Consider the following 21087-nt stretch of genomic DNA (forward strand, 5'->3'; position numbering starts at 1 on the left):
GGAGCGCAGGCCGACCTGCGGAAGTTTGCCGTCCGCTGAACGGTGCGCTGCACCGCCGGTGCCGCGCCGGCGCGTGAGCCACGAGCGCCTCCGCGGCGCGGCACGTTGCGGTGCAAGCCGCGGAGCGTTTCTGCACCGCCCGCCGTAGCAACCCGGCAGGTCGTTTGCCGAGCACCGCCGGAGGGCTACCCCGCAGCCCCGCCCGGAACCCCACCTGCGTGAACCCCGCCTGCGTGAAGCCGACCCGCGCGGAGGGGGACCCGGAGCCCCCTCCGCGCTCCCATCGGCTCTACGCGTGGTGGATCTCGCGGTCCTTCGTCTCCGGCAGGAACAAGGTCCCGATCACCGCCGTCATGACCGCGATGACGATCGGGTACCAGAGCCCGTAGTAGATGTCGCCGGTGGCGGCCACCATGGCGAAGGCGATGGTCGGCAGGAACCCGCCGAACCAACCGTTGCCGATGTGGTACGGCAGCGACATCGAGGTGTAGCGGATGCGCGCCGGGAAGAGCTCGACCAGCCAGGCCGCGATGGGCGCGTAGACGAGCGTCACGTAGATGGCGAGCAGCCAGAGCAGGAAGATCACCATCGGCCGGTTGATCTTGTTCGGGTCGGCCTTGGTCGGGTACCCGGCGGCGTTCACCGCGTCGGTCATCTGCTTCTGGAACGCGGCGTTCTGCGTCTTGAACTCGGCCGGCGCGAGCTGCCGCCCCGGGAAGCTCGAGATGGTGGCGCCGCCGCCGATCTTGGCGCTCGCGATCGTCCCCGCGGGCGCCTCCTCGTTCGTGTAGGGGATGGCCCGCTTGGCGAGGAAGCTCTTCACGAGGTCACAGGAGGTCGTGAACTGAGTCTTGCCGATGGGGTCGAACTGGACGCTGCAGTCCTTCGGGTCGGCGACCACGGTGACCGGGTGCGCGGCCTCCGCGGCGGCGATGTCGGGGTTGGCGGCGCGGGTGAGCGCCTTGAACACGGGGAAGTAGGTGAGGGCCGCGATCACGCAGCCCGCCATGATGATCCGCTTCCGGCCGATCTTGTCCGAGAGCGCCCCGAACACGATGAAGAACGGCGTGGCCAGCACGAGCGCGATGGCGACCAGGATGTTGGCGGTGGAGGGGTCGACCTTGAGCGTCTGCTGCAGGAAGAACAGCTCGTAGAACATGCCGGTGTACCAGACGACGCCCTGCCCAGCCGTCCCGCCGAACAGGATGAGGAGCACGACCTTGAGGTTGCCCCAGCGCAGGAAGGACTCGGTGAGCGGCGCCTTGGAGGCCTTGCCCTCCTCCTTCATGCGCTTGAAGACCGGCGACTCGCTCAGCTTGAGGCGGATGTAGACCGAGATGGCGAGCAGCAGCGCGGAGAGGACGAACGGGATGCGCCAGCCCCACGTGTCGAACGCGGGCCCGAGCAGGTTGCGGCAGCCGAGGATGACGAGCAGCGACAGGAACAGGCCGATGGTGGCCGTGGTCTGGATGAAGCTCGTGAAGAAGCCGCGCTTGCCCGGCGGCGCGTGCTCCGCCACGTAGGTGGCCGCGCCGCCGTACTCGCCGCCGAGCGCGAGCCCCTGCAGCAGGCGCAGGCCGATGAGGATGATGGGGGCCGCCACGCCGATGGTGGCGTAGGAGGGCAGCAGGCCGACGATGAACGTCGACAGGCCCATGATGAGGATGGTGACGAGGAACGTGTACTTCCGGCCGATCATGTCGCCCAGCCGGCCGAAGACGATGGCGCCGAACGGCCGCACCGCGAAGCCCGCGGCGAAGGCGAGCAGGGCGAAGATGAACGCGCTCGTCTCGTTCAGCGCGGAGAAGAATTGCTTGCCGATGATCGCGGCCAGCGAGCCGTAGAGATAGAAGTCGTACCACTCGAACACGGTGCCGAGCGACGACGCGAAGATGACGAGCTGCTCCTCCTTCGTGATGCCGCCGATGCTCCCGGCCGGCGGCGGGGGTTTGGGCGGGGCGAGGGTCGTGGCCATGCTGTTCTCCGTCCGTGAAAAGGGTGTGCGCGGTCGAGCCGTGACGATGACCGCGCAAGTCCCCATAGGCGGCGCCGAGCCGTGCGCGAAAGGGAGACACCCAATTGACCGGCGTCAGGAGCGGGGCCGGCCCGGCGAAGCGAGCGCGGCGGAGAGCGCGAGCGGGAGGAGCTCGGCGACGGCGGCCCAGCCGAAGAGGGGGCCGACCCCGCCGAACCGGTCGTAGCCCCACCCCGCCAGCTGGTACCCGAGCGCGTTCCCGGCCCCGAACACCACCGCCGCGTAGAGGGCCTGCCCGGTCGCCCGCAGCGGGCCCGGCACGAGCGCCGCCATCGCCTGCATGCTCGCTCCCCAGAAGAGGCCGAAGGTGAGGGCGTGCAGGAGCTGCAGGAGCACCAGCGCCGCGGCGCCCTCGACCCGGGCGAGGAGCGCCCAGCGGAGCGCGGTCCCGGCGAAGGCGACGGCGAAGAGCGCGCGCGCCCCGAAGCGGCGCGCCAGCCGGGGGTAGGCGAGCAGCGCCAGCACCTCGGCGCCCACCCCCGCCGCCATGGCGAGCCCGGTGACGCTGGCGGACAGCCGGAGGTCGCGCACGAACACGCCGAAGAGCAGGTGGAACGGCGCGCAGGCGCCCCAATGCACGGCGCAGGCGAGGAGCAGCGCCAGCAGCCGCCGGTCGCCCAGGAGCGCCAACGCGTCGCGCGCGCGCGGCCGCGGCCCGGCCGAGCCGGGGACGTCGAGCCGGCGCGCCGCGAGCGCGTACCCGGCGACGCAGAGCGCCACCGCCACCGGGACCAGCCGATCGCCCGGGCGATCGCCGCGCAGGGCGAGGAGGAGCCCCAGCCCCTGCGCCAGCGCGATGAAGCCGAGCGAGCCGAAGAGGCGGATGCGCGTGTAGGCGGCGCCCGCGCCGCGGCGGACCCACTCCAGCGTGACCGCGTCGGCGAGCGGCACCACCGCGCGCTCGCCCAGCGCCTGGGCGAGGACCACCGCCCCGAGCGCCAGCGGGGTCCGCGCCCAGGGCAGGAAGGCGGCCGCCGCCAGCGACCCGCCGGCGGCGAGCGCGAGCGCCCGCCCCGGCGCGCCGAGCCGGTCCGCCACCGCGCCCCAGGCCAGCGCCACCGGCGCGGCGAGCAGGGGGCCGATCATCTGCACCGAGCCGATCTGCTCGCCGGTGAAGCCGAGGCCCCGCAGGTACGGCGCGAAGTAGGGCAGGTTGGCGCCCACCGCGCCGTAGTACGCGAAGTAAAAGAGGCGCAGGCGCGAGGCGGTCGACATGGCGCGGGGGGCTCGTCTACATTCGCGCTCTACCATGGAACCCGTCGTCGGGATGGTCCTCTGTGCCGGGCTGGGCACGCGCCTGCGGCCGCTCACGGCGCGGCTCCCCAAGCCGGCGGTGCCGGTGTGCGGCCTCCCGCTGGTGCGCTACGCGCTCGCGCTGCTCGCCGGCGCCGGCGCCCGCCGCGCGGCCGTGAACGCGCACCACCTCCCGGACGCCATGGCCGCGGCGGCGCGGGCGTCGGCGGCCGCGCTCGGCCTGGAGCTGGCGGTGTCGCGCGAGCCGGTCATCGCCGGCACGGGCGGTGCGCTGCGCGAGGCCCGGGCGCTGCTCGGCGGCGCGGCGGCGGTGGTGGTGGTGAACGGCGACGTGCTGTTCGACGTCGACCTCGCGGCGGCCGTGCGCGCCCACCAAGCCTCCGGTGCGCTCGCCACCATGGTCCTCACGCGCATGCCGGAGGGGGCGGGCTACGCCGCGGTCGAGACCGACGGCGCGGGCGCGGTGCGGCGCATCGCGGGCCGGTTCGGTCCGGGCGGCGAGGGCCTCGCGCCCTGGCACTTCACCGGCGTGCACGTCCTCTCCCCCGAGCTGCTGGCCCGGGTGCCGGCGGCGCCCTTCGAGCTCGACGTGAACCGGCACGTCTACCCGCCGCTCATGGCGGCGGGCCTGGTGCGCGGCCACGTGGTGACGGGCGCCTGGGACGACCTCGGGACGCCCGCCCGCTACCTGGCCGCCAACGAGGACGTGCTCTCCGGGCGCTTCCCGCTGGGGCGCTTCCACGGCGCGAGCCCGTTCGCGGGGCACGAGCCGTTCGGGCACCCGGGCGTGTGGCTCGGTCCGGGCGCCCACGTCGACCCGGGCGCGGCGCTGCACGCCCCGGCGCTGATCGGTCCAGGCGCCCGCGTCGAGGCGGGCGCGACCGTCGGGCCGTCGGCGGTGGTGGGCGCGGGGGCGCGCGTGGGCGCCGGCGCGCGCGTCGCCCACGCGGTGGTGTGGGAGGGCACGCACGTCCGGCCGGGGGAGGAGCTCCTGCGCGCCGTGGCGGCGGGCGAGGAGCGGGTCGCGGCGGGCTGAAGCGCCCTTGCCCGCCGCGGCGGAGGTGACGACCTTCCAAGCCGTCGCGGGAGGGGGACGTCATGCGGGTAGGGATCATCGGCTCCGGGCACATCGGCGGGACCGCGGCCAGGCTCTTCGCCGAGGCCGGGCACGAGGTGGCGCTCAGCCACGCGGGGCCGCCGGACGCGCTGAGGGACGCGGTGGCGAAGCTCGGCCCGAACGCCCACGCCGCGACGGTGGAAGAGGCCGCGCGCTTCGGCGACGTCGTGCTGCTGGCGCTGCCCTGGCGCAGCCGCGGCGCGCTGCCGGCGCGGGCGCTCGACGGCAAGGTGGTGGTGGACGCGACCAACCCCTACGGCGCGGACGGGAAGGTGGAGGACCTGGGCGACGCCACCTCGAGCGAGGAGGTCCTGAAGGTCATCCCGCGCTCCCGGCTGGTGAAGGCCATGAACACCCTCTTCGCGCAGGACCTCGCGAGCCGGGGCCGCAAGGACCTCCCGCTGCCCGAGCGGACGGTGCTCCTCATGGCGGGCGACGACGAGGACGCGAAGCAGGTCGTGGCGGAGCTCATCCGCGACATCGGCTACGCCGCCGTCGACCTCGGCGAGCTGCGCGAGGGCGGGAAGCTGCAGCAGCCCGGGTCGCCGCTGTACGCGAAGACGCTGCGCGCGAGCGAGGTACCGGCGGCGCTGGGGATGGAGGGCGGGGAGGGCGACGAGCCGCAGCCGGGGCCGCGCTAGCCCGGCTCCACGGCGCGGCCGCACCGGTCGCAGAAACGCGCTGGCGGGGCGAGGGCGTTCCCGCAGCCGGCGCAGGTCTTCCCGCCGGGCGCGGCGACGAGGCCGGGGACGAGCGGCGCCACGGCCGGCGCGGGCGGCGGCGCGGCCCGCCGCGCGCGGAGCGCGTCGCCGAGCGCGCGGTGGTCGTCGAACAGCTTCACCGCCTCCACCGCGAGGAGCACGAGCCCCACCACGAACCACCAGGTGAGGAGCCCGCAGATGAAGAGCGCCTTGTGGGTGGCGTCGGAGGTGAGGACCGGCGCGACGGCGTGGCGCCTCACCACGTCGGCGCGGAGCGCGAGCAGCTCGAACAGGGTGAGGACGGTGAAGGCCACCGCCGCCAGGTGCGCCGTGAAGCCGGGGAACCCGCCCAGCGCGTGCAGCGGCCCGCCGGCGACGCCGAGCCCGATCGCCAGCCAGAACCAGGTGGTGAAGCGGGAGGGGCGGCCCGCCAGCTCCCGGTAGGCGGAGCCCGCCTGGTAGAACTTCACCACGGGGTAGATGCCGAGCGTCACCGCCCCCAGGCCGAGCAGCGCGCCGGTGGAGACCGGCTCCATCCCCTCCGGCAGCGCGGCCGGACCCGCGGGCGCGGGCGCGGTCGCGGCCGAGGTCGAGGTCGAGGGGCCGGGCGGCGGGAACGTCGGCTCGGCCTGCTCGCTCGCGGGGGCGGACGTCGGCAGCGCCATCGCCACCTCCGGCACGTTCCGGAGCGCCTCCCACCCGCGCATGCCCGAGCGCCAGATCCGCGACTCGGCGCCGAGCCGGCCGGCGCGGACCAGCTCCACCAGCGCGCCGTGCTCGACGGGGCCGGCCTGCCGCCCTTCCCACTCGTACCACCAGATCGCGTCCGCCATCCCCGTCCCCGTCCGCGTCAGCGGTGGACCTGCGCCAGCACGCAGGTGATGTTGTCGATGCCGCCCGCCTCGTTGGCGGCGGCGATGAGCCCCTGCACCGCGCGCGGCAGGTCCGCCCGGGCGCCGCGCAGGATCTCGGCGATGCGCGCGTCCGGCACCATCCCCGACAGCCCGTCGCAGCAGAGGAGGACCTCGTCGCCCTCCTCCAGCGGGACCCGCAGCAGGTCCACCTCCAGGTCGTCGCGCATGCCGAGCGCCCGCACGATGACGTTCTTGTGCGGGAACGCGTCGATCTCCGCCGCGCTGGGCCGGTGCACCCGGATGAAGTCGTTGAGGAGCGAGTGGTCCTCGGTGAGCTGGGCGAGCACGCCCCGCCGGTAGAGGTAGGCGCGGCTGTCGCCCACGTGGGCCACCAGCGCCTCGGGCGCGCGGTCGGAGAACCAGGCGGTGACGAGCGTCGTGCCCATCCCGCGCAGCCGCTCGTCCGCCCGGGCGCGCTGGCGGATGCGCTGGTTCGCGAGCTTCACCCCGGCGATGAGCCGGTTCTCGTGCTCGCCGCGGCGGGGATCCTCCGGGAAGGGCCAGGTGGCCTCCTCGTCGCGCCCGGTGAGGCTGAAGAACTCCGCCATCTCCTCGACCGCCACGCGCGCGGCCACCTCGCCGGAGGCGTGGCCGCCCATCCCGTCCGCGACGCACAGGAGCCGCTCCTCGAGCAGGAGGAGGAACGCGTCCTCGTTGTGAGCGCGGCGGAGCCCGACATGGCTGTCGCCGGCGGCAGTGAGGCGCATGGGGGCCGGTCCAGGGAGGGCGGGAATCTACCCGCCGCCCACCGGGCTGGTCAACGCAAGGTGAGCGGAGAGGGGGGGTCGCGGGGAGGCCAGCCGCCCGGCCTCGCCGGCGAGAGGGTCACGGCAGGACCAGCCGGACCGGCGGCCCGGTCCGGACGCGCGTCTCCCGCTCCGCCTGGTCGAGGTCGCCGTCGACCGTGAAGCGCAGCGGCCCCTCGAGGAGGAAGTCGCGGGTGACGGCGTCGACGGCGAGGCTCCGGCGCCAGGGGCGGCCCGCCCAGATCTGCGGCAGCCGCGCCGCCACCTGGAGCGTCGAGCCGGTCACCCCCACCGCGTGGAAGAAGCCCGGCTGCTCGTCGCAGCGCGAGAACGGGGTGAAGCCGAACCCGAGCTCCGGGACCGCCCCCGCCAGGACCGCCAGGTACGGGCCGTCCGGCCAGTCCTCGCCGTCGGCCCGGATGCGCATGGGCTCGCGGGCGGTCAGCGCGGCGGCGAAGCGGCCGCCCACGAGCGAGGAGCCGACCGCCCGGACCAGCAGCGCGGCGGCGGTGCCGGGCGCCGGGTGGCCGGTGCCGTAGTAGGCGTCGAGGAAGGTGACGACCGCGCCGGTCCCGAACAGGAACCCGAACTGGGGCGGCGCGCCGTCCGCCTCGATCGCCAGGAGGTCGCGCTCCACCACCCGCCACGGCTGGCCTGCCCGCCGGCGCTCGAGCAGCGCCTTCAGGATGGACTCGGGGCTGCCGCGCAGCTGGTGGGCGTCGGCGACGGTGTTCATCGCGCCGCCGCGCAGGAGCGCCACCGCCGGCAGCGGCGCGGCGCCGTAGGCGCGCGCGAAGGCGGTCAGCACGACGTGGCCCGTGCCGTCCCCGCCGTTCACCCCCAGGAGCTCGATGCCCTGGGTCCGGAAGCGCTCCACGGCCCGGGCGAGCTCGTCGAGGGTGGAGGCCTCCGCGAGCTCGCCGTCGCCGCCGAGGAGCGCCCGGAGCCGCGCGGCCGTGCCGGGCGAGCGGAGGTTGCGCCGCGACCGAGGGTTGTGGATGACGCCGATCCCGCCCATCTCCGCCGATCCCGCCTCCTTCCCGGCGACTCTGGGGGCGGCCCCGCTCCGGTCCAAGCGAAAAAACGGGCTGCGGGCGTGGTCGCGCCCGGGTTCCCTCGCGGTACACTGGGCCGCCGATGTCCTTCCTCGACGAGCCGGGCGACCTCGCCCAGGTGCCGCTGGCGGCGGTCCTCCTCGAGGCGCTCAACCGGCGCGTCACCGGCGTCCTCACCGTCGAGCACGGCGGCGGCGCCTCGCGCGTCTACCTCCGCCACGGCGTCCCGGCCGGCGCGCAGTCGTTCGGCGGCTTCAGGCCGCTCGGCCAGGCGCTCCTCGCGGCCGGCCTCATCGACGTCGACGCGCTCGGGCGCAGCCTGGCCGAGATGGCGGCCACGGGTCGGCCCCAGGGCGAGGTCCTGGTCGCGATGGGGGTGGTGACCCGGGAGCAGGTCGACCAGGCGCTGTCGGACCAGCAGGGCGCCTACCTGCGCGAGATCGCGGCCCTCGCGGCCGGCCGCTTCTCGTTCGACGGCGCCGCGCCGGTGCCGGCCTGGACGGAGAGCATCCGCATCGCGCCGCTGCAGGCGATCGTCGAGGCGCTGCAGGAGCCGCAGGCGGGCTCGCTCGTCATGGCGGCGCTGCAGCCGGTCGCGGCGGGGCCGATCGCGCTCGCGCCGGGGTACGGCCAGCTGCAGGCCGCCTTCGGTTGGAGCGCCGCCGAGGCGGCGCTGGTGGAGCGGCTGCGCTCGCTCACCACGCTCGAGGCCTTCTTCGCCGACCCGGGCGTCGGGCCGGAGCGCGCCCGCGCCATCCTGGCGGCGATGCTCCTGCTCGGCCTCGCCTCCGGGCACGGCGGGCGCGAGGCCGCCGTCGAGACGGTGCCGGGCCTGGTGGTCGAGCTGGCGGATCTGGCGGGGATGGCGGTGGAGCCCGTCGAGCCCCCCGAGCCCGCCGCGGCCGCGCCTCGCCCGGAGCCCGCCCCGGCCCCGCCGCCGTTCGCCGCCGCGCCCCCTCCCGGGCTGGAGCGCGCGCCCGCCCCGCCCGCGCCGGCCGCCCAGCCCGCCCCGCCCCCGCCCCCGCCCGCGCCGGCCGCGCCCGCGGGGCGCCGCAGCGATCCGGAGGAGGCGCGCCGCCGGCGGCAGCGCCTCCTCCAGCGGGCGATGCAGAACATGGGCGTCGGGCCGCTCTCCGGGCACGCCCAGCCGGCGCGCGAGGGCGCTCCGGCCGCGCGCGCCGCCCGCCCGGCGCCCACGGCGGCCGACGAGGAGCTGCGCCGGGCGCTCGAGGCCGCCGCGCCGCGGGCGCGCTCAGCCGACCTCTTCGAGCGGCTGGGGATCGGCCGCGGGGCGACGCGCGAGCAGGTCAAGACGGCCTACTTCCAGCTCGCCAAGCAGCTCCACCCCGATCGCTTCGCCTCGCCCGCCCTGGCCGACCTGGCGCCCCAGGTGAAGGACCTGTTCGCCGCCCTCAACGAGGCGTACGAGGTGCTCTCCGACGACCGCCGGCGCGCCGACTACCTGGCGCGCCTCGCCGGCGACGCGGGCGCCGCCGCGCCCGCCGGGGATCCGGCCCGGGCCCGCGTGGACTTCGAGAAGGCGGAGGCGTGCGCCCGGACCCGCGACTACGCGCGCGCCCGCGGCTTCTACGAGGCGGCCCTGCGGGCCGATCCGCGCGCCGAGTACCAGGTCGCGTACGCGGGGGTGCTCCTCCAGGACCCGCGCGGCGACCGCGCCCGGGCGCGCGCGCTGGCCGAGGCGGCGCTCCGCGATCCCGCCTGCCTCGACCGCGCGGCGCTGGTGGCCGCCCTCCTGGCCCGGGACGAGGGCGACGACGAGGGCGCCGAGCGCCTGCTCCGCCGCGCGCTGGCGGCGAATCCCCGCAACGCCGAGGCCGAGCGGGAGCTGCGGGCCCTGGAGGCGCGCCGCGGGGCGCGCCCCTCCCGGCTCTCCACGCTGTTCCGCAAGAAGTGAGGCGCTATCACACAGAGGCCGCGCCTTGACGCCCCGGCGTGTTCAAGGGGACGATCCGGAGCCGAGCGGGGAAGGGAACTTCTTGGACCACCGGCGGGGGCAGGAGCCCCTCGACACGCGCGACGCGCGCGCCATCTTCTCGGGCGACCTCTCCGAGGTGGCGCTGGTGGACCTCGTCCAGACGCTCGAGCTGGGGCGGCGCACCGGCGTGGTGCACCTCACCGGCCCGGCAGGCCGCGCCGCCACCCTGTGGCTGCGCGACGGGCGGCCGGTCGACTGCGAGCTGGGGGCGATCCAGGGCGAGGCCGCCTTCCACCGGCTCCTGCGCTGGACCGAGGGCGGGTTCGCGGTGGAGTTCGAGCCGGTGACCCGCCCGGCGCGCATCGCGGCGTCGACCCAGGCGCTCGTGCTGGAGGGGCTGCGCCGCGCCGAGGCCTGGCGGGCGGCGGCGGCCCGGCTCCCCGACCTCGGGGCGCCGGTCGAGATCGACTACCGGCTGCTCTCGGATCGGCTGGCCGAGATCCCGGACGACGTGAACGCGCTGCTCCGGACCGTCGACGGGCGCCGCACGGTGGAGCAGGTCATCGACGACGCGGGCCTCGACGAGCTCGCCGCTGCCGCCATGGTCGAGCGCCTGTTCGCGGAGCAGATCCTGCGGCTCGCGCCCCCGCGCGCCGCCCCCGCGGCCCCGGCCCGCGCGGCGACCCCCGACCCGGAGCGCGTCACCTGGTTCGCGGGGCCCTCCGAGCGGGAGCCGGCCCCCACCGCTCCCGCCGCCCAGGCCGCCCCGGCCGCCAGGCCGCGGCCCGCGCCGGCCGCCGCCGCCCCCGCGCGCCCGCGCGCCGCCCCGCCCGACCCTGCCCCGCAGCCGGAGGGCCGCCCGGGCGAGCCGCGCCCGCCCCGCATCGTGCGCTTCCCTCCGCGGGAGAAGGTGCCCGCGCCGACGCCGCGGCCGGGCGACCCCGGGACGCCCCCGCCCGCGGCTCCGGAGCCTGCCGCGCGGCGCGCGCCGGCGCGCCCGCCGGCCGCCCGGCGCGCCCCGGCGTCCGGGAGCCGCGCCCTCCGCGTCGGCCTCGCGCTGGCGATGGTCGCGCTCGCCGCGGCGGTCGCCTGGGGGCGCTGGCGCGGCGGGGGCCGGGCGAGCGCGTCCGTGGCGTACGAGGCCGAGGTGGCCGAGGCGCGCCGGCTCCAGCAGGCGGGCCGCCTCGAGGAGGCGATCGCCGGCTACCGGCGGGCGCTCGCGGGGCACGACACGAGCGACGGCGAGGCGGAGCTCGGGCGCATGCTCGCCCAGGCCGCGCAGCCGGCGGCCGCGATCGCGGCCCTCCAGCGCGCGGTGGAGCTGGACGGCGCCAACGCCGGGGCCTATATCGCGCTCGGCGAGGCGCTCCTCGGCGAGCAGCGGGCCGCCGAGGCGCGGGGCGCCTTCGAGCGCTACCTGGCGCTCGAGCCGCAGGGCGGCCGCGCCGAAGAGGTCCGCGCGGCGCTGGAACGGATGAAGTAAACAAAGTGAAAATTCTAGGAATCGAAACGAGCTGCGACGAGACCGCGGCCGCCGTCGTCGAGGACGGCCGGCGGGCGCTCTCGGACGTGGTGGCGACGCAGATCGAGCTGCACCGGCGCTGGGGCGGGGTGGTGCCCGAGCTGGCGAGCCGCAACCACGTCATGCAGGTCCTGCCGGTCGTGGACGAGGCGCTCACCCGCGCCGGGGTCTCGCCGGCGGAGCTCGACGGCCTCGCGGTCACGAGCGGCCCGGGGCTCATCGGCGCCCTCCTGGTGGGCGTGCAGGTGGCGAAGGCGCTCGCCGCCGCCTGGGAGAAGCCTCTCGCGCGCGTGAACCACCTCGAGGGCCACCTCGTGGCGAGCTTCCTCGCCGAGCGGCCGCCGGAGTTCCCGTTCCTGGGACTGGTCGTGTCGGGCGGGCACACCTCCCTCTACGCGGCCGAGGGGTTCGGCCGGTACCGGCTGCTCGGCGCCACCCGGGACGACGCCGCCGGCGAGGCGTTCGACAAGGGGGCGAAGCTGCTCGGGCTGCCGTACCCGGGCGGCATCGCCATCGACCGGCTGGCGAAGGAGGGCGACGCGGCGGCGGTGCGCTTCCCGCGCGCGATCGTGCGCGGCAGCGAGCTCGACTTCAGCTTCTCGGGCCTCAAGACGGCGCTCCTCCACCACGTCCGGCGCCACGGCGTCCCCGAGGGGAAGGGGCTCGCCGACCTGTGCGCGAGCTACCAGGAGGCGATCGTGGGGGCGCTCGTCCACAAGCTCTTCCGCGCCGCGCGCACCTACCAGTTCCGGCGGGTGGTCCTGTCGGGCGGGGTGGCCGCCAACAGCCGCCTGCGGGCGGCGGTGGCCGCCCGCGCCGCCGAGTACGAGGACCTCGAGGTGTTCCTGCCGGCCCCGCGGCTCTGCACCGACAACGCGGCCATGATCGCGGTCGCCGGCACGCACGCGCTCGAGCGCGGCGAGCGCGAGGGCCCGGGCCTCCATGCCGACGCCGGGTGGCGCCTGTGAGCGCGGGGTACCCGTCGCCGGCCGCGCTCCTCCACAAGTACGGGCTGCGGGCGAAGAAGAGCTGGGGCCAGAACTTCCTCGGCGACGAGGCCATCCTCGACGACATCGCGCGGCTGGCGGTCGAGGCGCCCGGCGAGCGGGTGGTGGAGCTGGGGGCCGGGCTCGGTCACCTGACGGCCCGGCTGCTGGCCCGGGGTGCCGAGGTCATCGCGGTGGAGCGCGACCGCGACATGGCCGCGGTGCTGCGGGGCGAGCTCGGCGAGCGCATCCGGCTCCTGGAGGCGGACGCGGTGAAGCTCGATTACCGCGCGCTCCACGGGGGCGGGAAGCTGGCGGTGGTCGGCAACCTGCCCTACCACCTCACGAGCCCCATCCTCTTCGCGCTGCTCGACCAGCCGGAGGCGGTGTCGCGGGCGGTGTTCCTCGTCCAGCGCGAGGTGGCCGAGCGGCTCGCGGCCGGGCCCGGGGGGAAGCAGTGGGGCCTCCTCTCGGTCCTCCTGCAGCACCGCGCGGCGGTGACGCTGGAGCGCCGGGTGCCGCGGGGCGCGTTCCTGCCGCCGCCGGAGGTGGAGAGCGCGGTGGTGCGGATCGCCTTCGGGCCGCCGCGCGCGCCGGTGACCGATCCGGCGCGGTTCCGGCGGCTCGTGAAGGCGGGCTTCGCGCAGCGCCGCAAGGTGCTCGCGAACGCGCTCGCCTCGGCCCGCCTCGCGCCGCCCGACGCGCTCGCGGCCGCGCTCGCTGGCGCCGGGATCGACGGGCGGCGGCGCGGCGAGACGCTCACCGTCGAGGAGTGGGCCGCGCTCGAGCGCGCGCTCGGTCCGGCCGGCGCCTCATGACGGGCCGCCCGCCGCGGACGGCGCCGCCCGCGCGGGCGGAGCGGGGCGGCGCAGCCTCGGCGAGAGGATGAGCGCGACCCCGAACAGCGCGAGGTCGACGAAGAGCGACGCCGGGCGGCCCCGCGCCAGGTTCTCCAGGAGGAGCTTCAGCCCGACCAGCCCCAGGAGCGGGTAGGCGAGCCAGCCGGCCTCGCGCCAGGGCTCGAGGCGGCCGGCCCAGGCGAGCAGCAGCACGCCCCCCACCAGCACCGCCGTCCGCAGCGCCGCCGCCAGCGGCGCGTTCACCCCCGGCCCCGGCGCGCCGGCGAGGAGCGGCACCAGCCAGCCCACGGCGAGCCCGGCGGCGCTGGCGGCCAGCGCGGCGAGCAGGACCGCGCGCGGCGCCCGCTGCCGCGGCGCGAGCGGCGCGGCGGCGGCGCTCCCGGTGAGCCAGGCGGAGAGCGCCATGGCCGCGACCACCAGCGCCAGCGCCGGGGGGGCGCCGGGCCAGCGCGCCGCCGGCGAGGCGAGCAGCGTGGTGGCGGCGTGGGGCAGCGCCCCGGCCTGCAGGCAGGCGGCGAGCGCGAACACGCACCCGTGGACGGCCAGCGTGAGGCGCCGGGTGGCCCGGGCCAGCGCCGACGCCAGGAGCGCCAGCGCGGCCCACCCGGCGGCCAGCGCGCCGCCCGAGAGGAGCTGGCCGGTGCCCGCCAGCAGGAAGACCAGCCCGGACCACGCGTAGAAGTAGAAGTTCGCGCGGCCGCGCTGCCGGCGCTCGACGAAGGCGAACGCCACCGCGTACACGGCCGCGCCGAAGGCCGCGCTGAGGGCGCCGACCACGCCCTCGCCCAGCTTCGCTGCGGCGGTCACCCAGGCGGCGCCGCCCACGCCCACCGCGAGCAGGAGGGCCGTCTGCACCACCTCGAAGTCGACCACCGGCCGCTGCAGGTGGAGCGTGCGCACCGCGATGCTCCCCAGGTAGAGCGCGGTCAGCGCGGCCTGCACCAGCAGCGCGGCGCGCGGGCCCTCCGCGGCCGCGGGCGCCACGGCGCGCAGGGCGAGCAGGGCCACCGCCGCGTCGGTCACCAGCGCCACCGGCCAGCGGAGCCGGGTCCAGCCGAGCACGTAGCCGAGCCAGAGCGCCGCCACGCCGAGGAGCGTGAGGTAGAGCGCCGGTGGCGCCAGGCGGCCGGTGGCGAGCATGAGCGCGACCGCGGTGGCGACGCCGCCCGCCTCGGCCAGCCAGGCGAGCGCGGGCGCGCGGCGCCGGGCCGCGACGCCGAGCGCCGCCGCGGTGAAGACCGCCAGCGCCGCCGCGCCGGCGGCCGGGGCGAGGAGGTGCAGGCGCGCGGTGACCTCGAAGAGCAGCGGGCAGGCGATGAGCAGGGCGGCGCCGCCGTGGAAGGTCGCGCTCCAGGGCTCCGCGCCCCCGGCGCGCCAGGCCAGGGCCAGCCAGGTGCCGGCGTATGCGAGGCCGAGCCCCGCCCCGGCCCAGGCCGGGATCGAGCCCGCCTCGGTGAGGGCGCGCAGCAGGAAGGCGCCGGCGAGCGCGAGGGACGTCCGCCCGGCCAGCGCCAGGTAGCGGGTGGCCGCGGCCGCCTCGCGCGCGAGGTCCGGGGCGGGGATCGCCGCGGCGCTGGCCGGCCGGGCGCGCGGGGCGGCGGGGGCCGCCGCGCCGCGCTCGAGCCGTGCCAGGCGCCGCTCGAGCTCGCGGTGCGCCTCGGCCAGCGCCGCGAGCCGTCCCTCCAGCTCCGAGATGCGATCCGGCACGGCGGCCTCCTCGCGGGAGCGCGCTACGCGGCGTGGACCCCGCCCCCGGCGGCGGCGGCCGGGCGTCGCTCCTCCGGCGCGCCGCTGCCGCTGCCGGCCTCGGGCTCGCGCTCCTCGATCCCGAGCACGCGGTCGAAGACCCAGAGGATGACGAACGGCGCCGCCACCAGCGCGATCGCCATGAGGACGCCCTCGCGGCCGAACAGCTCGGGCTCGTAGGGGGAGCGGAGCCCGCGCAGCGACTTCGACATGAGCTGCCCGCCGACCACGATGTTCCAGCGCATCGAGAACACCTGCAGGAGGCACAGGAGCGCCGCCACGGTGGAGAGCGTGTTCCGCACCCGCTCGTGCAGGTAGCGGTTCATGAGCACCACCACCGCCAGCAGGATGAGGGGGATGAGCCCGCCCACGATCATCTGCATGGTCACGTAGGAGAACTGGAGCCGGGTGGTGAGGAGCTCGGAGATGATGAGCCACGACTCGGAGCGCTCGTACGCCATGACGATGATCTCGAGGAGCTCGAGCGTGAGCGTGAGGATGAGGAAGAACCAGAGCCAGCGCGCCAGCGCCGAGACGCAGGGCTGGTCGGGCGAGCGCCCCTGGAGCCGCGAGACCACCTGGTACAGGACCACCAGCAGCGCGATGCCGGAGACCGCCGCCGAGACGAGGAAGATGACCGGCATGAGCGGCGTCGACCACCAGGGGTTCGCCTTGATGGCGCCGAAGATGAAGCCGACATAGCCGTGCAGCATGCAGGCGCCGGGGAGGCCCAGGCCCGCCAAGAGGGTGATGGCGCGGTGGTCGACCTCCAGCGCCTGCGGCCCGGTGTCGTAGGTGCCGAGCGCGAGGGCCGCGTAGAAGGCGCGCCGGAGCCCCCGGCTGCGCCGTGCCCGCAGGATGATCTCCGGGCGCCAGACGAACCACACCTCGAGCACCAGGATGGCGAGGTAGCCGCTGTAGAGGATGCCGAACCCCGCCATCGCCGAGGTGAAGTGCGGCGTCACCATGACCTGGACCCCGCGCTCGGGGTGGCCGAGGTGGAGCTGGAGCGGCAGGGAGGCGACGAGCAGGAAGGCGAAGGAGGTGGCCATCGCCAGCCGCGCCACCGGCTTGAACTCGGTGCGCCCGAACAGGTGGTAGAGCGAGGTGACGATGAAGGCGCCGGCCACGAAGCCCGTGATGTACGGGTACATCACGATCATGAGGCTCCACCACACGTGGACGTCGTTCGGGAAGGAGAAGCCGCTGATCTCCGGCATCACCGGACCTCCTTGTCGAGGTGCAGGTAGTAGCACTGGGGCTCGGTGAGGAGGTGCCCCTGCAGCACCTCGACCCGGTCCTGCGCGATGGCGCGGCGCACCGGGTCGTCCTCGCGCTTGAGGTCGCCGAACTGGCGCGCGCCGGTCGGGCAGACCTCGACGCAGGCCGGCCGGAGTCCCTTCGTGACGCGGTGGTAGCACCAGGTGCACTTCTCGGCGGTGTGCGTGACCGGCGAGATGAAGCGGCTGCCGAACGGGCAGGCCTGCACGCAGTAGGCGCAGCCGATGCACCGCTCGCCGTCGACCATCACCACGCCGTCCTTCGTGCGGTAGGAGGCGCCCACCGGGCAGACCTGGACGCAGGGGGTGGCGCGGCAGTGGTTGCACATCTTCGGCACGAAGAACGACTTGGTGGCGGTGAAGCCGACCTGGATCGGGCCGAAGCCGTCCTTGCCGCCGTTCGGCGACTCGACGTGGGTCTGCTCCATGCCGACGACGTAGCGCTCGATCCAGGTGCGGTAGAAGCCGTCCGGCACCTGGTTCTCGGCGGCGCAGGCGCGCACGCAGGAGCCGCAGCCGATGCACTTCGTGGTGTCGATGAGGTAGGCGTAGAGATGCTCGTCCCAGCGGTAGGCCTCGGGGTGCGGGGCCTGCACCGCCGCGAGCGCCTCCGCGGCCGAGCCGCCGGCGAGGAGCACCAGCGCGCCGCCCGACAGGCGCAGGGCGTCGGCGAGGAACCGGCGCCGCCCGACGCCGGGGGAGGGGCGCGCCGGGTCGGACTGGAGCACCGGGAGCGCGTTCGACTTGGGGGCCATGTCCTGGTCGCCTCCGCTAGAGCTTCGGGGAGTGAGGGTCGTGGCAGCCGAGGCAGACCTGGCCCTCGACCGGGCCGCTCACGTGCTGCTCCAGCACCACCTGGGGGAAGCTCGCCGGGCGGCCCTCGATCTTCCGGTGGCAGCGCGCGCACAGGCCGTACGAGCGGTCGACGGGCGGGGGCTCCACCGAGCCGTCGTCCTTCACGTGCAGCGCGAGCGGGCCGTGGCAGATCTCGCAGCTCACGCCCTTGTGGCTGCCGGCTGCGCGCTTCTTCGATTGCTCGTCGTGGCACTCGCCGCAAGCGGCGGGGCCGCGGTGGACCGGCGCGCGGAGGTTCATCTGCTCGACGACGTTGTCGTACCGGTACGGGCCGTACATCCCGTACGACTTCGGGACCAGGAAGCCGCGGGTCACCAGGACGGCGGCGAGCACCGCCCCGAGGACGAGCGCGACGCGGAAGACGTGGCGGGCATGCTCCATCGGTGAACCTCAGTCGGCCGGCGGCCGGTTCGGGTCGCGGTCGACGCGCTCGGGGAGGAACAGCCAGGAGAGCCACCGCGCGCGCCGCCGCGGCAGCTCGAGATCCATCGGCAGGGGCTCGGGCGCGAAGAGGGTCGCGAGGAGGCTGGGGCGGCCGCGCGGGCACGAGGGCGGGTCGAAGGGGAGCGGCTCGAGCGTGAAAAGCGCCCGGGTGAATCTGCGAAGCAGCCTCGCGAAGGGGTGCGACATTCTGTCAGCACGCAATCAGGTCGCGCGAGGCGCGGCAATCCCCCCCGAAAGTGAGGCGGTCGCCGAGGATGTCCGGCACCCAGGATCGGCCAGCGAACGCGGGGAGTTGCAGCGGCGTTCGCGGCTCGAGACGCCGCGCGTCAAGGCGAGATTGAGCTGGCGGGGAGGGCGGCAGACCCCGACGACCAATTGACGACGGTCAATTAACGGTGCCGGCGGTCAGGCGCTTCGCGAAGCCGTGCGGGCGCGCGCTTGCTTCACCTTGAGTGGATGTAGCGCCGTCGCGCCGACGACCGGCGCGAGCCCGAGCGCGTGGTAGCCGCAGCGCCCGCCGAGGAAGCGCGGACGGCGGCAGCCCTTCACCTGGCAGCGCTGAGCTGGAATGTCGCTGGGTGAAACCATGAGCGCCCGCCCGCTATCTCCGCCCGCCCACGCCCATCGGTCGAGCGGGCGCCCATGTCCCTCCGGACCGCCTACAACCCCGGTCCGCGCGCGGTCGCGAGCAGGAGGCTCATGTTCCTCGCCCCGTTCTCGCCCAGGTACCGGCGAAAGCCCTCCGGATCGAGCTTCATCGTCCGGATGGTCCGCTCCACGATCGCGTCGTAGCCCTGCGCGCTCGGCTTCTTCAACTCGAGCGCGATCTTGAGGATCGCGCGGTGGTAGGCCGGATCTGCCTCGACCGGCGCGGCCGACCGGGCTGCGAGGGCGCCGGCCGTGGCCGTCTTCACCGCCGTCGCCGTCCGCCGTCCCGCTCGCATCGCCCGACCTCCTCAGCGCGTTCCCGACCCAGTGACGGTACATGACGACACATGTGCTGTCAACGCCGACCCTGATCTGGAGATCATGCCTGGTAGGATCGCGAGATCATAGATGACCGCGTCAGCCCCTCGTGGCACGCTCGCGAATCCGAGCCCCTGCCATGGAACGCGCCCGCTACATCGCCATCGACGGGCCCATCGGCGCGGGCAAGACCACCCTCGCCAACCTGCTCGTGGAGCGGCTCGGCGGGCGGCTGGTCGCCGAGCCGGTCGAGGAGAACCCGTTCCTGGCCGGCTTCTACGACGACCGGCGGAAGTTCGCGTTCCAGACCCAGCTCTTCTTCCTGCTGTCGCGCTTCCAGCAGCAGCAGACGCTCTTCCAGCAGGACCTCTTCGGCCAGCTCACCGTCGCCGATTACCTGTTCGAGAAGGACCGGATCTTCGCCGCCCTGAACCTCGAGGCCCACGAGCTGGCGCTGTACGAGCAGGTCTTCTCGCTGCTCGGCGGCCGCATCGCCCGGCCCGACCTCGTCATCTACCTGCAGGCGCGGCAGGAGGTGCTCCAGGCGCGCATCCGCCGCCGCGGGCGCCCGTTCGAGCGGCACCTCGAGCCCGAGTACCTCCAGGCGCTCGCCAAGGCCTACAACGACTTCTTCTTCCACTACGACGACGCGCCCTTGCTGGTGGTCAACACGAGCGACCTCGACCTCGCCGCCGAGGCGGACCAGGACGCGCTGCTCGCGGTCATCCGCCGGCACAAGAGCGGCGTGCAGCACTACAACCCGGCGCGCTGACGCGGGCCGAGGGCGCCGATCCCGACAGGTCCATTGGCAAGGGTCCGCCTGCCGGGCTACATTGCCTCACCCACATGGGCGGGACCCCACCACGGGGCCTGCACCGGAGGTGACATGTCGACCCAGCCTCAGGCGCCGCGGCGGCGCCTCACCATCACCGATCTGCGCAAGATGAAGGTGGCCGGCGAGAAGATCGCCATGGTCACCGCGTACGACGCCGCCATGGCGCGCCTGGTGGACGAAGGCGGCGCGGACGCGGTGCTGGTGGGCGACTCGCTGGGGATGGTCTTCCAGGGGCACGACTCCACCCTGCCGGTCGCCCTGGAGCACATGATCTACCACGCGGCCGCGGTGCGGCGCGGCCTCGCCCGGAGCGCCGGCCGCGCCCACCTCACCGTGGACATGCCGTTCGGCAGCTACCAGGCGGGGGCGGACGACGCGGTGCGCAGCGCGATGCGGCTCGCCGCCGAGGGCGGCGCCGAGGCGGTCAAGCTCGAGGGCGGGGCCGACTACGCGGACGTCATCCGCCGCATCGTCCGCGCCGGCGTGCCGGTGATGGGCCACATCGGGCTCACCCCGCAGTCGGTCCACCGGATGGGCGGCTACGTGGTGCAGGGGAAGGACTCCGAGAAGGCGCGGCGGCTGCTCGACGACGCGCGCGCGGTGGAGGCGGCGGGGTGCTCCGCCATCGTGCTGGAGTGCATCCCGGCGGAGCTCGCCCGCGTCATCACCGGCGAGCTCTCCATCCCCACCATCGGCATCGGGGCCGGGCCGCACTGCGACGGACAGGTGCTGGTCGTGAACGACCTGCTCGGCCTCGACGGCGCCTTCAAGCCCAAGTTCGTGAAGCGCTACGCCGAGCAGGGCGCCTCCACGGCCGGCGCGGTGTCCGCCTACGCGGCCGAGGTGAAGCAGGGGTCGTTCCCGGCGGAGGAGCACAGCTTCCACTCGAAGACGCTGCGGCTCGTACACGCGTCCGAGGAGGAGCGCCCCGACGACGCCCAGGTCGTCGGCGCGCCGGTGTAGTGGCCGAGCTCTACCGCGACCCGCGCGCCTGGCAGCGCCGGATGATCGCCGCTCGCGACGGGGGCCGGCGCGTGGCGCTCGTTCCCACCATGGGCTACCTGCACGAGGGGCACCTCTCGCTCATGCGCGAGGCGCGGCGGCGGGTCGGTCCGGAGGGGCTGGCGGTCGCCAGCATCTTCGTGAACCCGACCCAGTTCGGGCCGCAGGAGGACCTCGCCCGCTACCCGCGCGATCTCGAGGGCGACCTCGCCAAGTGCGCCGCGGCGGGCGTGGACGCGGTGCTCGCCCCCGAGCGCCCGGAGCAGGTCTTCGCGCCCGGGCACCAGACCTGGATCGAGGTCGGCCCGGTCGCCCAGGGGCTGTGCGGCGCGCGCCGGCCCGGGCACTTCCGCGGCGTGGCGACGGTGGTGATGAAGCTCTTCCAGCTGACGCGGCCGCAGGTGGCGCTCTTCGGCGAGAAGGACTGGCAGCAGCTGCAGGTGATCCGGGCCATGGTGCGCGACCTCGACCTCGACGTGGAGGTGGTGGGCATGCCCATCGTCCGCGAGCCGGACGGGCTCGCGCGCTCGTCGCGCAACGCCTACCTCTCGCCCGACGAGCGGCGCCGGGCGCTCGCCCTCTCGCGCACCCTGGCCGAGGCGCAGGAGCGGGCCCGCGCCGGCCAGCGCGACGCCGCTCGGCTGGCGGAGTCGGCGCGGGCGGCGCTCGCGTCGGCGGGGGCGCGCGTCGACTACGTCGAGATCGTCGAGCCCGAGTCGCTCCAGCCGGTCGCCCGCGCGGCGCCGGGCAGCCGCATGCTCGTCGCCGCCTACCTGGGCACCACCCGCCTCATCGACAACGCGGCCCTGCCGTGACCTTCGACGCCCGGCGCG

The 21087-nt window shown here is 75.6% G+C and carries 20 protein-coding genes; 9 read left to right on the plus strand and 11 right to left on the minus strand.

The features are described from left to right. Positions 1-289: 289 nt before the first annotated feature. On the minus strand, positions 290-1975 hold the full coding sequence (locus HWY08_RS07950) for an MFS transporter (RefSeq protein ID WP_176064312.1): 1686 nt from the start codon (positions 1973-1975) through the stop codon (positions 290-292). A 114-nt stretch (positions 1976-2089) separates the two neighbouring features. After that, positions 2090-3250, minus strand: coding sequence for an MFS transporter (locus HWY08_RS07955; protein WP_176064313.1), 1161 nt, complete (start codon positions 3248-3250; stop codon positions 2090-2092). 34 nt (positions 3251-3284) lie between these two features. Here HWY08_RS07955 and HWY08_RS07960 point away from each other — a divergent pair, with 34 nt between their 5' ends. Together HWY08_RS07960 and HWY08_RS07965 are read left to right on the plus strand one after the other, a co-directional pair. Then, positions 3285-4325 carry a nucleotidyltransferase family protein gene (locus tag HWY08_RS07960; protein ID WP_176064314.1) on the plus strand — a complete coding sequence of 347 codons (1041 nt, stop codon included), beginning with the start codon at positions 3285-3287 and terminating at the stop codon, positions 4323-4325. 62 nt (positions 4326-4387) lie between these two features. Then, complete coding sequence (locus HWY08_RS07965) at positions 4388-5047, plus strand: NADPH-dependent F420 reductase (protein ID WP_176064315.1); 660 nt, start codon at positions 4388-4390, stop codon at positions 5045-5047. Here the strand turns inward: HWY08_RS07965 and HWY08_RS07970 are convergent. The 3 genes from HWY08_RS07970 to HWY08_RS07980 form a co-directional block, all read right to left on the minus strand. After that, positions 5044-5940 (minus strand): DUF4339 domain-containing protein, encoded by an 897-nt coding sequence (locus HWY08_RS07970; protein WP_176064316.1) that lies wholly within the window; start codon positions 5938-5940, stop codon positions 5044-5046. The genes HWY08_RS07965 and HWY08_RS07970 overlap by 4 nt on opposite strands. A 17-nt stretch (positions 5941-5957) precedes the next feature. Then, on the minus strand, positions 5958-6728 hold the full coding sequence (locus tag HWY08_RS07975; RefSeq protein WP_176064317.1) for a protein phosphatase 2C domain-containing protein: 771 nt from the start codon (positions 6726-6728) through the stop codon (positions 5958-5960). Positions 6729-6846: 118 nt separating this feature from the next. Beyond that, on the minus strand, positions 6847-7785 hold the full coding sequence (locus tag HWY08_RS07980) for a diacylglycerol/lipid kinase family protein (RefSeq protein ID WP_176064318.1): 939 nt from the start codon (positions 7783-7785) through the stop codon (positions 6847-6849). Positions 7786-7904: 119 nt separating this feature from the next. Here HWY08_RS07980 and HWY08_RS07985 point away from each other — a divergent pair, with 119 nt between their 5' ends. The 4 genes from HWY08_RS07985 (at position 7905) to rsmA (ending at position 13084) form a co-directional block, all read left to right on the plus strand. Then, positions 7905-9737 carry a DnaJ domain-containing protein gene (locus tag HWY08_RS07985; RefSeq protein WP_176064319.1) on the plus strand — a complete coding sequence of 611 codons (1833 nt, stop codon included), beginning with the start codon at positions 7905-7907 and terminating at the stop codon, positions 9735-9737. An 82-nt stretch (positions 9738-9819) separates the two neighbouring features. Further along, positions 9820-11241 (plus strand): DUF4388 domain-containing protein, encoded by a 1422-nt coding sequence (locus tag HWY08_RS07990; RefSeq protein ID WP_176064320.1) that lies wholly within the window; start codon positions 9820-9822, stop codon positions 11239-11241. 5 nt (positions 11242-11246) lie between these two features. Further along, positions 11247-12248: a tRNA (adenosine(37)-N6)-threonylcarbamoyltransferase complex transferase subunit TsaD gene (gene tsaD, locus HWY08_RS07995; RefSeq protein ID WP_176064321.1), complete on the plus strand. Its 1002-nt coding sequence runs from the start codon at positions 11247-11249 to the stop codon at positions 12246-12248. After that, positions 12245-13084, plus strand: coding sequence for a 16S rRNA (adenine(1518)-N(6)/adenine(1519)-N(6))-dimethyltransferase RsmA (rsmA, locus tag HWY08_RS08000; RefSeq protein ID WP_176064322.1), 840 nt, complete (start codon positions 12245-12247; stop codon positions 13082-13084). Before tsaD ends, rsmA begins: the two co-directional genes overlap by 4 nt. Here rsmA and HWY08_RS08005 read toward each other — a convergent pair. The 6 genes from HWY08_RS08005 to HWY08_RS08030 all read right to left on the minus strand — a co-directional run bounded on the left by HWY08_RS08005 (position 13079) and on the right by HWY08_RS08030 (position 18395). Then, on the minus strand, positions 13079-14833 hold the full coding sequence (locus HWY08_RS08005) for a hypothetical protein (protein WP_176064323.1): 1755 nt from the start codon (positions 14831-14833) through the stop codon (positions 13079-13081). The two genes, rsmA and HWY08_RS08005, sit on opposite strands and share 6 nt — an antisense overlap. 23 nt (positions 14834-14856) lie before the next feature. Continuing rightward, positions 14857-16092: an NrfD/PsrC family molybdoenzyme membrane anchor subunit gene (gene nrfD, locus HWY08_RS08010; RefSeq protein WP_176064324.1), complete on the minus strand. Its 1236-nt coding sequence runs from the start codon at positions 16090-16092 to the stop codon at positions 14857-14859. After that, entirely contained in the window at positions 16092-16907 is an 816-nt protein-coding gene (locus tag HWY08_RS08015; protein ID WP_176064325.1) for a 4Fe-4S dicluster domain-containing protein, read from the minus strand. The genes nrfD and HWY08_RS08015 overlap by 1 nt, the downstream gene beginning before the upstream one ends. Before the next feature lie 16 nt (positions 16908-16923). After that, positions 16924-17388: a cytochrome C gene (locus HWY08_RS08020; protein ID WP_176064326.1), complete on the minus strand. Its 465-nt coding sequence runs from the start codon at positions 17386-17388 to the stop codon at positions 16924-16926. A gap of 9 nt (positions 17389-17397) precedes the next feature. Next, positions 17398-17637, minus strand: a complete 240-nt coding sequence (locus HWY08_RS08025) for a hypothetical protein (RefSeq protein ID WP_176064327.1) — start codon at positions 17635-17637, stop codon at positions 17398-17400. 473 nt (positions 17638-18110) lie between these two features. Next, positions 18111-18395, minus strand: coding sequence for a hypothetical protein (locus HWY08_RS08030; protein ID WP_235969519.1), 285 nt, complete (start codon positions 18393-18395; stop codon positions 18111-18113). Between the two features lie 161 nt (positions 18396-18556). On the opposite strand from HWY08_RS08030, the gene HWY08_RS08035 reads away from it, so the two are divergent. The 3 genes from HWY08_RS08035 (at position 18557) to panC (ending at position 21069) form a co-directional block, all read left to right on the plus strand. Next, positions 18557-19189, plus strand: a complete 633-nt coding sequence (locus HWY08_RS08035; RefSeq protein WP_176064328.1) for a deoxynucleoside kinase — start codon at positions 18557-18559, stop codon at positions 19187-19189. 114 nt (positions 19190-19303) lie between these two features. Further along, positions 19304-20215: a 3-methyl-2-oxobutanoate hydroxymethyltransferase gene (gene panB / locus HWY08_RS08040; RefSeq protein WP_176064329.1), complete on the plus strand. Its 912-nt coding sequence runs from the start codon at positions 19304-19306 to the stop codon at positions 20213-20215. After that, a complete protein-coding gene (gene panC, locus HWY08_RS08045; protein WP_371869307.1) occupies positions 20215-21069 on the plus strand; it encodes a pantoate--beta-alanine ligase in 855 nt (284 codons plus the stop codon). The genes panB and panC overlap by 1 nt, the downstream gene beginning before the upstream one ends. Positions 21070-21087 lie beyond the last annotated feature (18 nt).

The organism is Anaeromyxobacter diazotrophicus, from assembly GCF_013340205.1.
Taxonomy (GTDB): domain Bacteria; phylum Myxococcota; class Myxococcia; order Myxococcales; family Anaeromyxobacteraceae; genus Anaeromyxobacter_A; species Anaeromyxobacter_A diazotrophicus.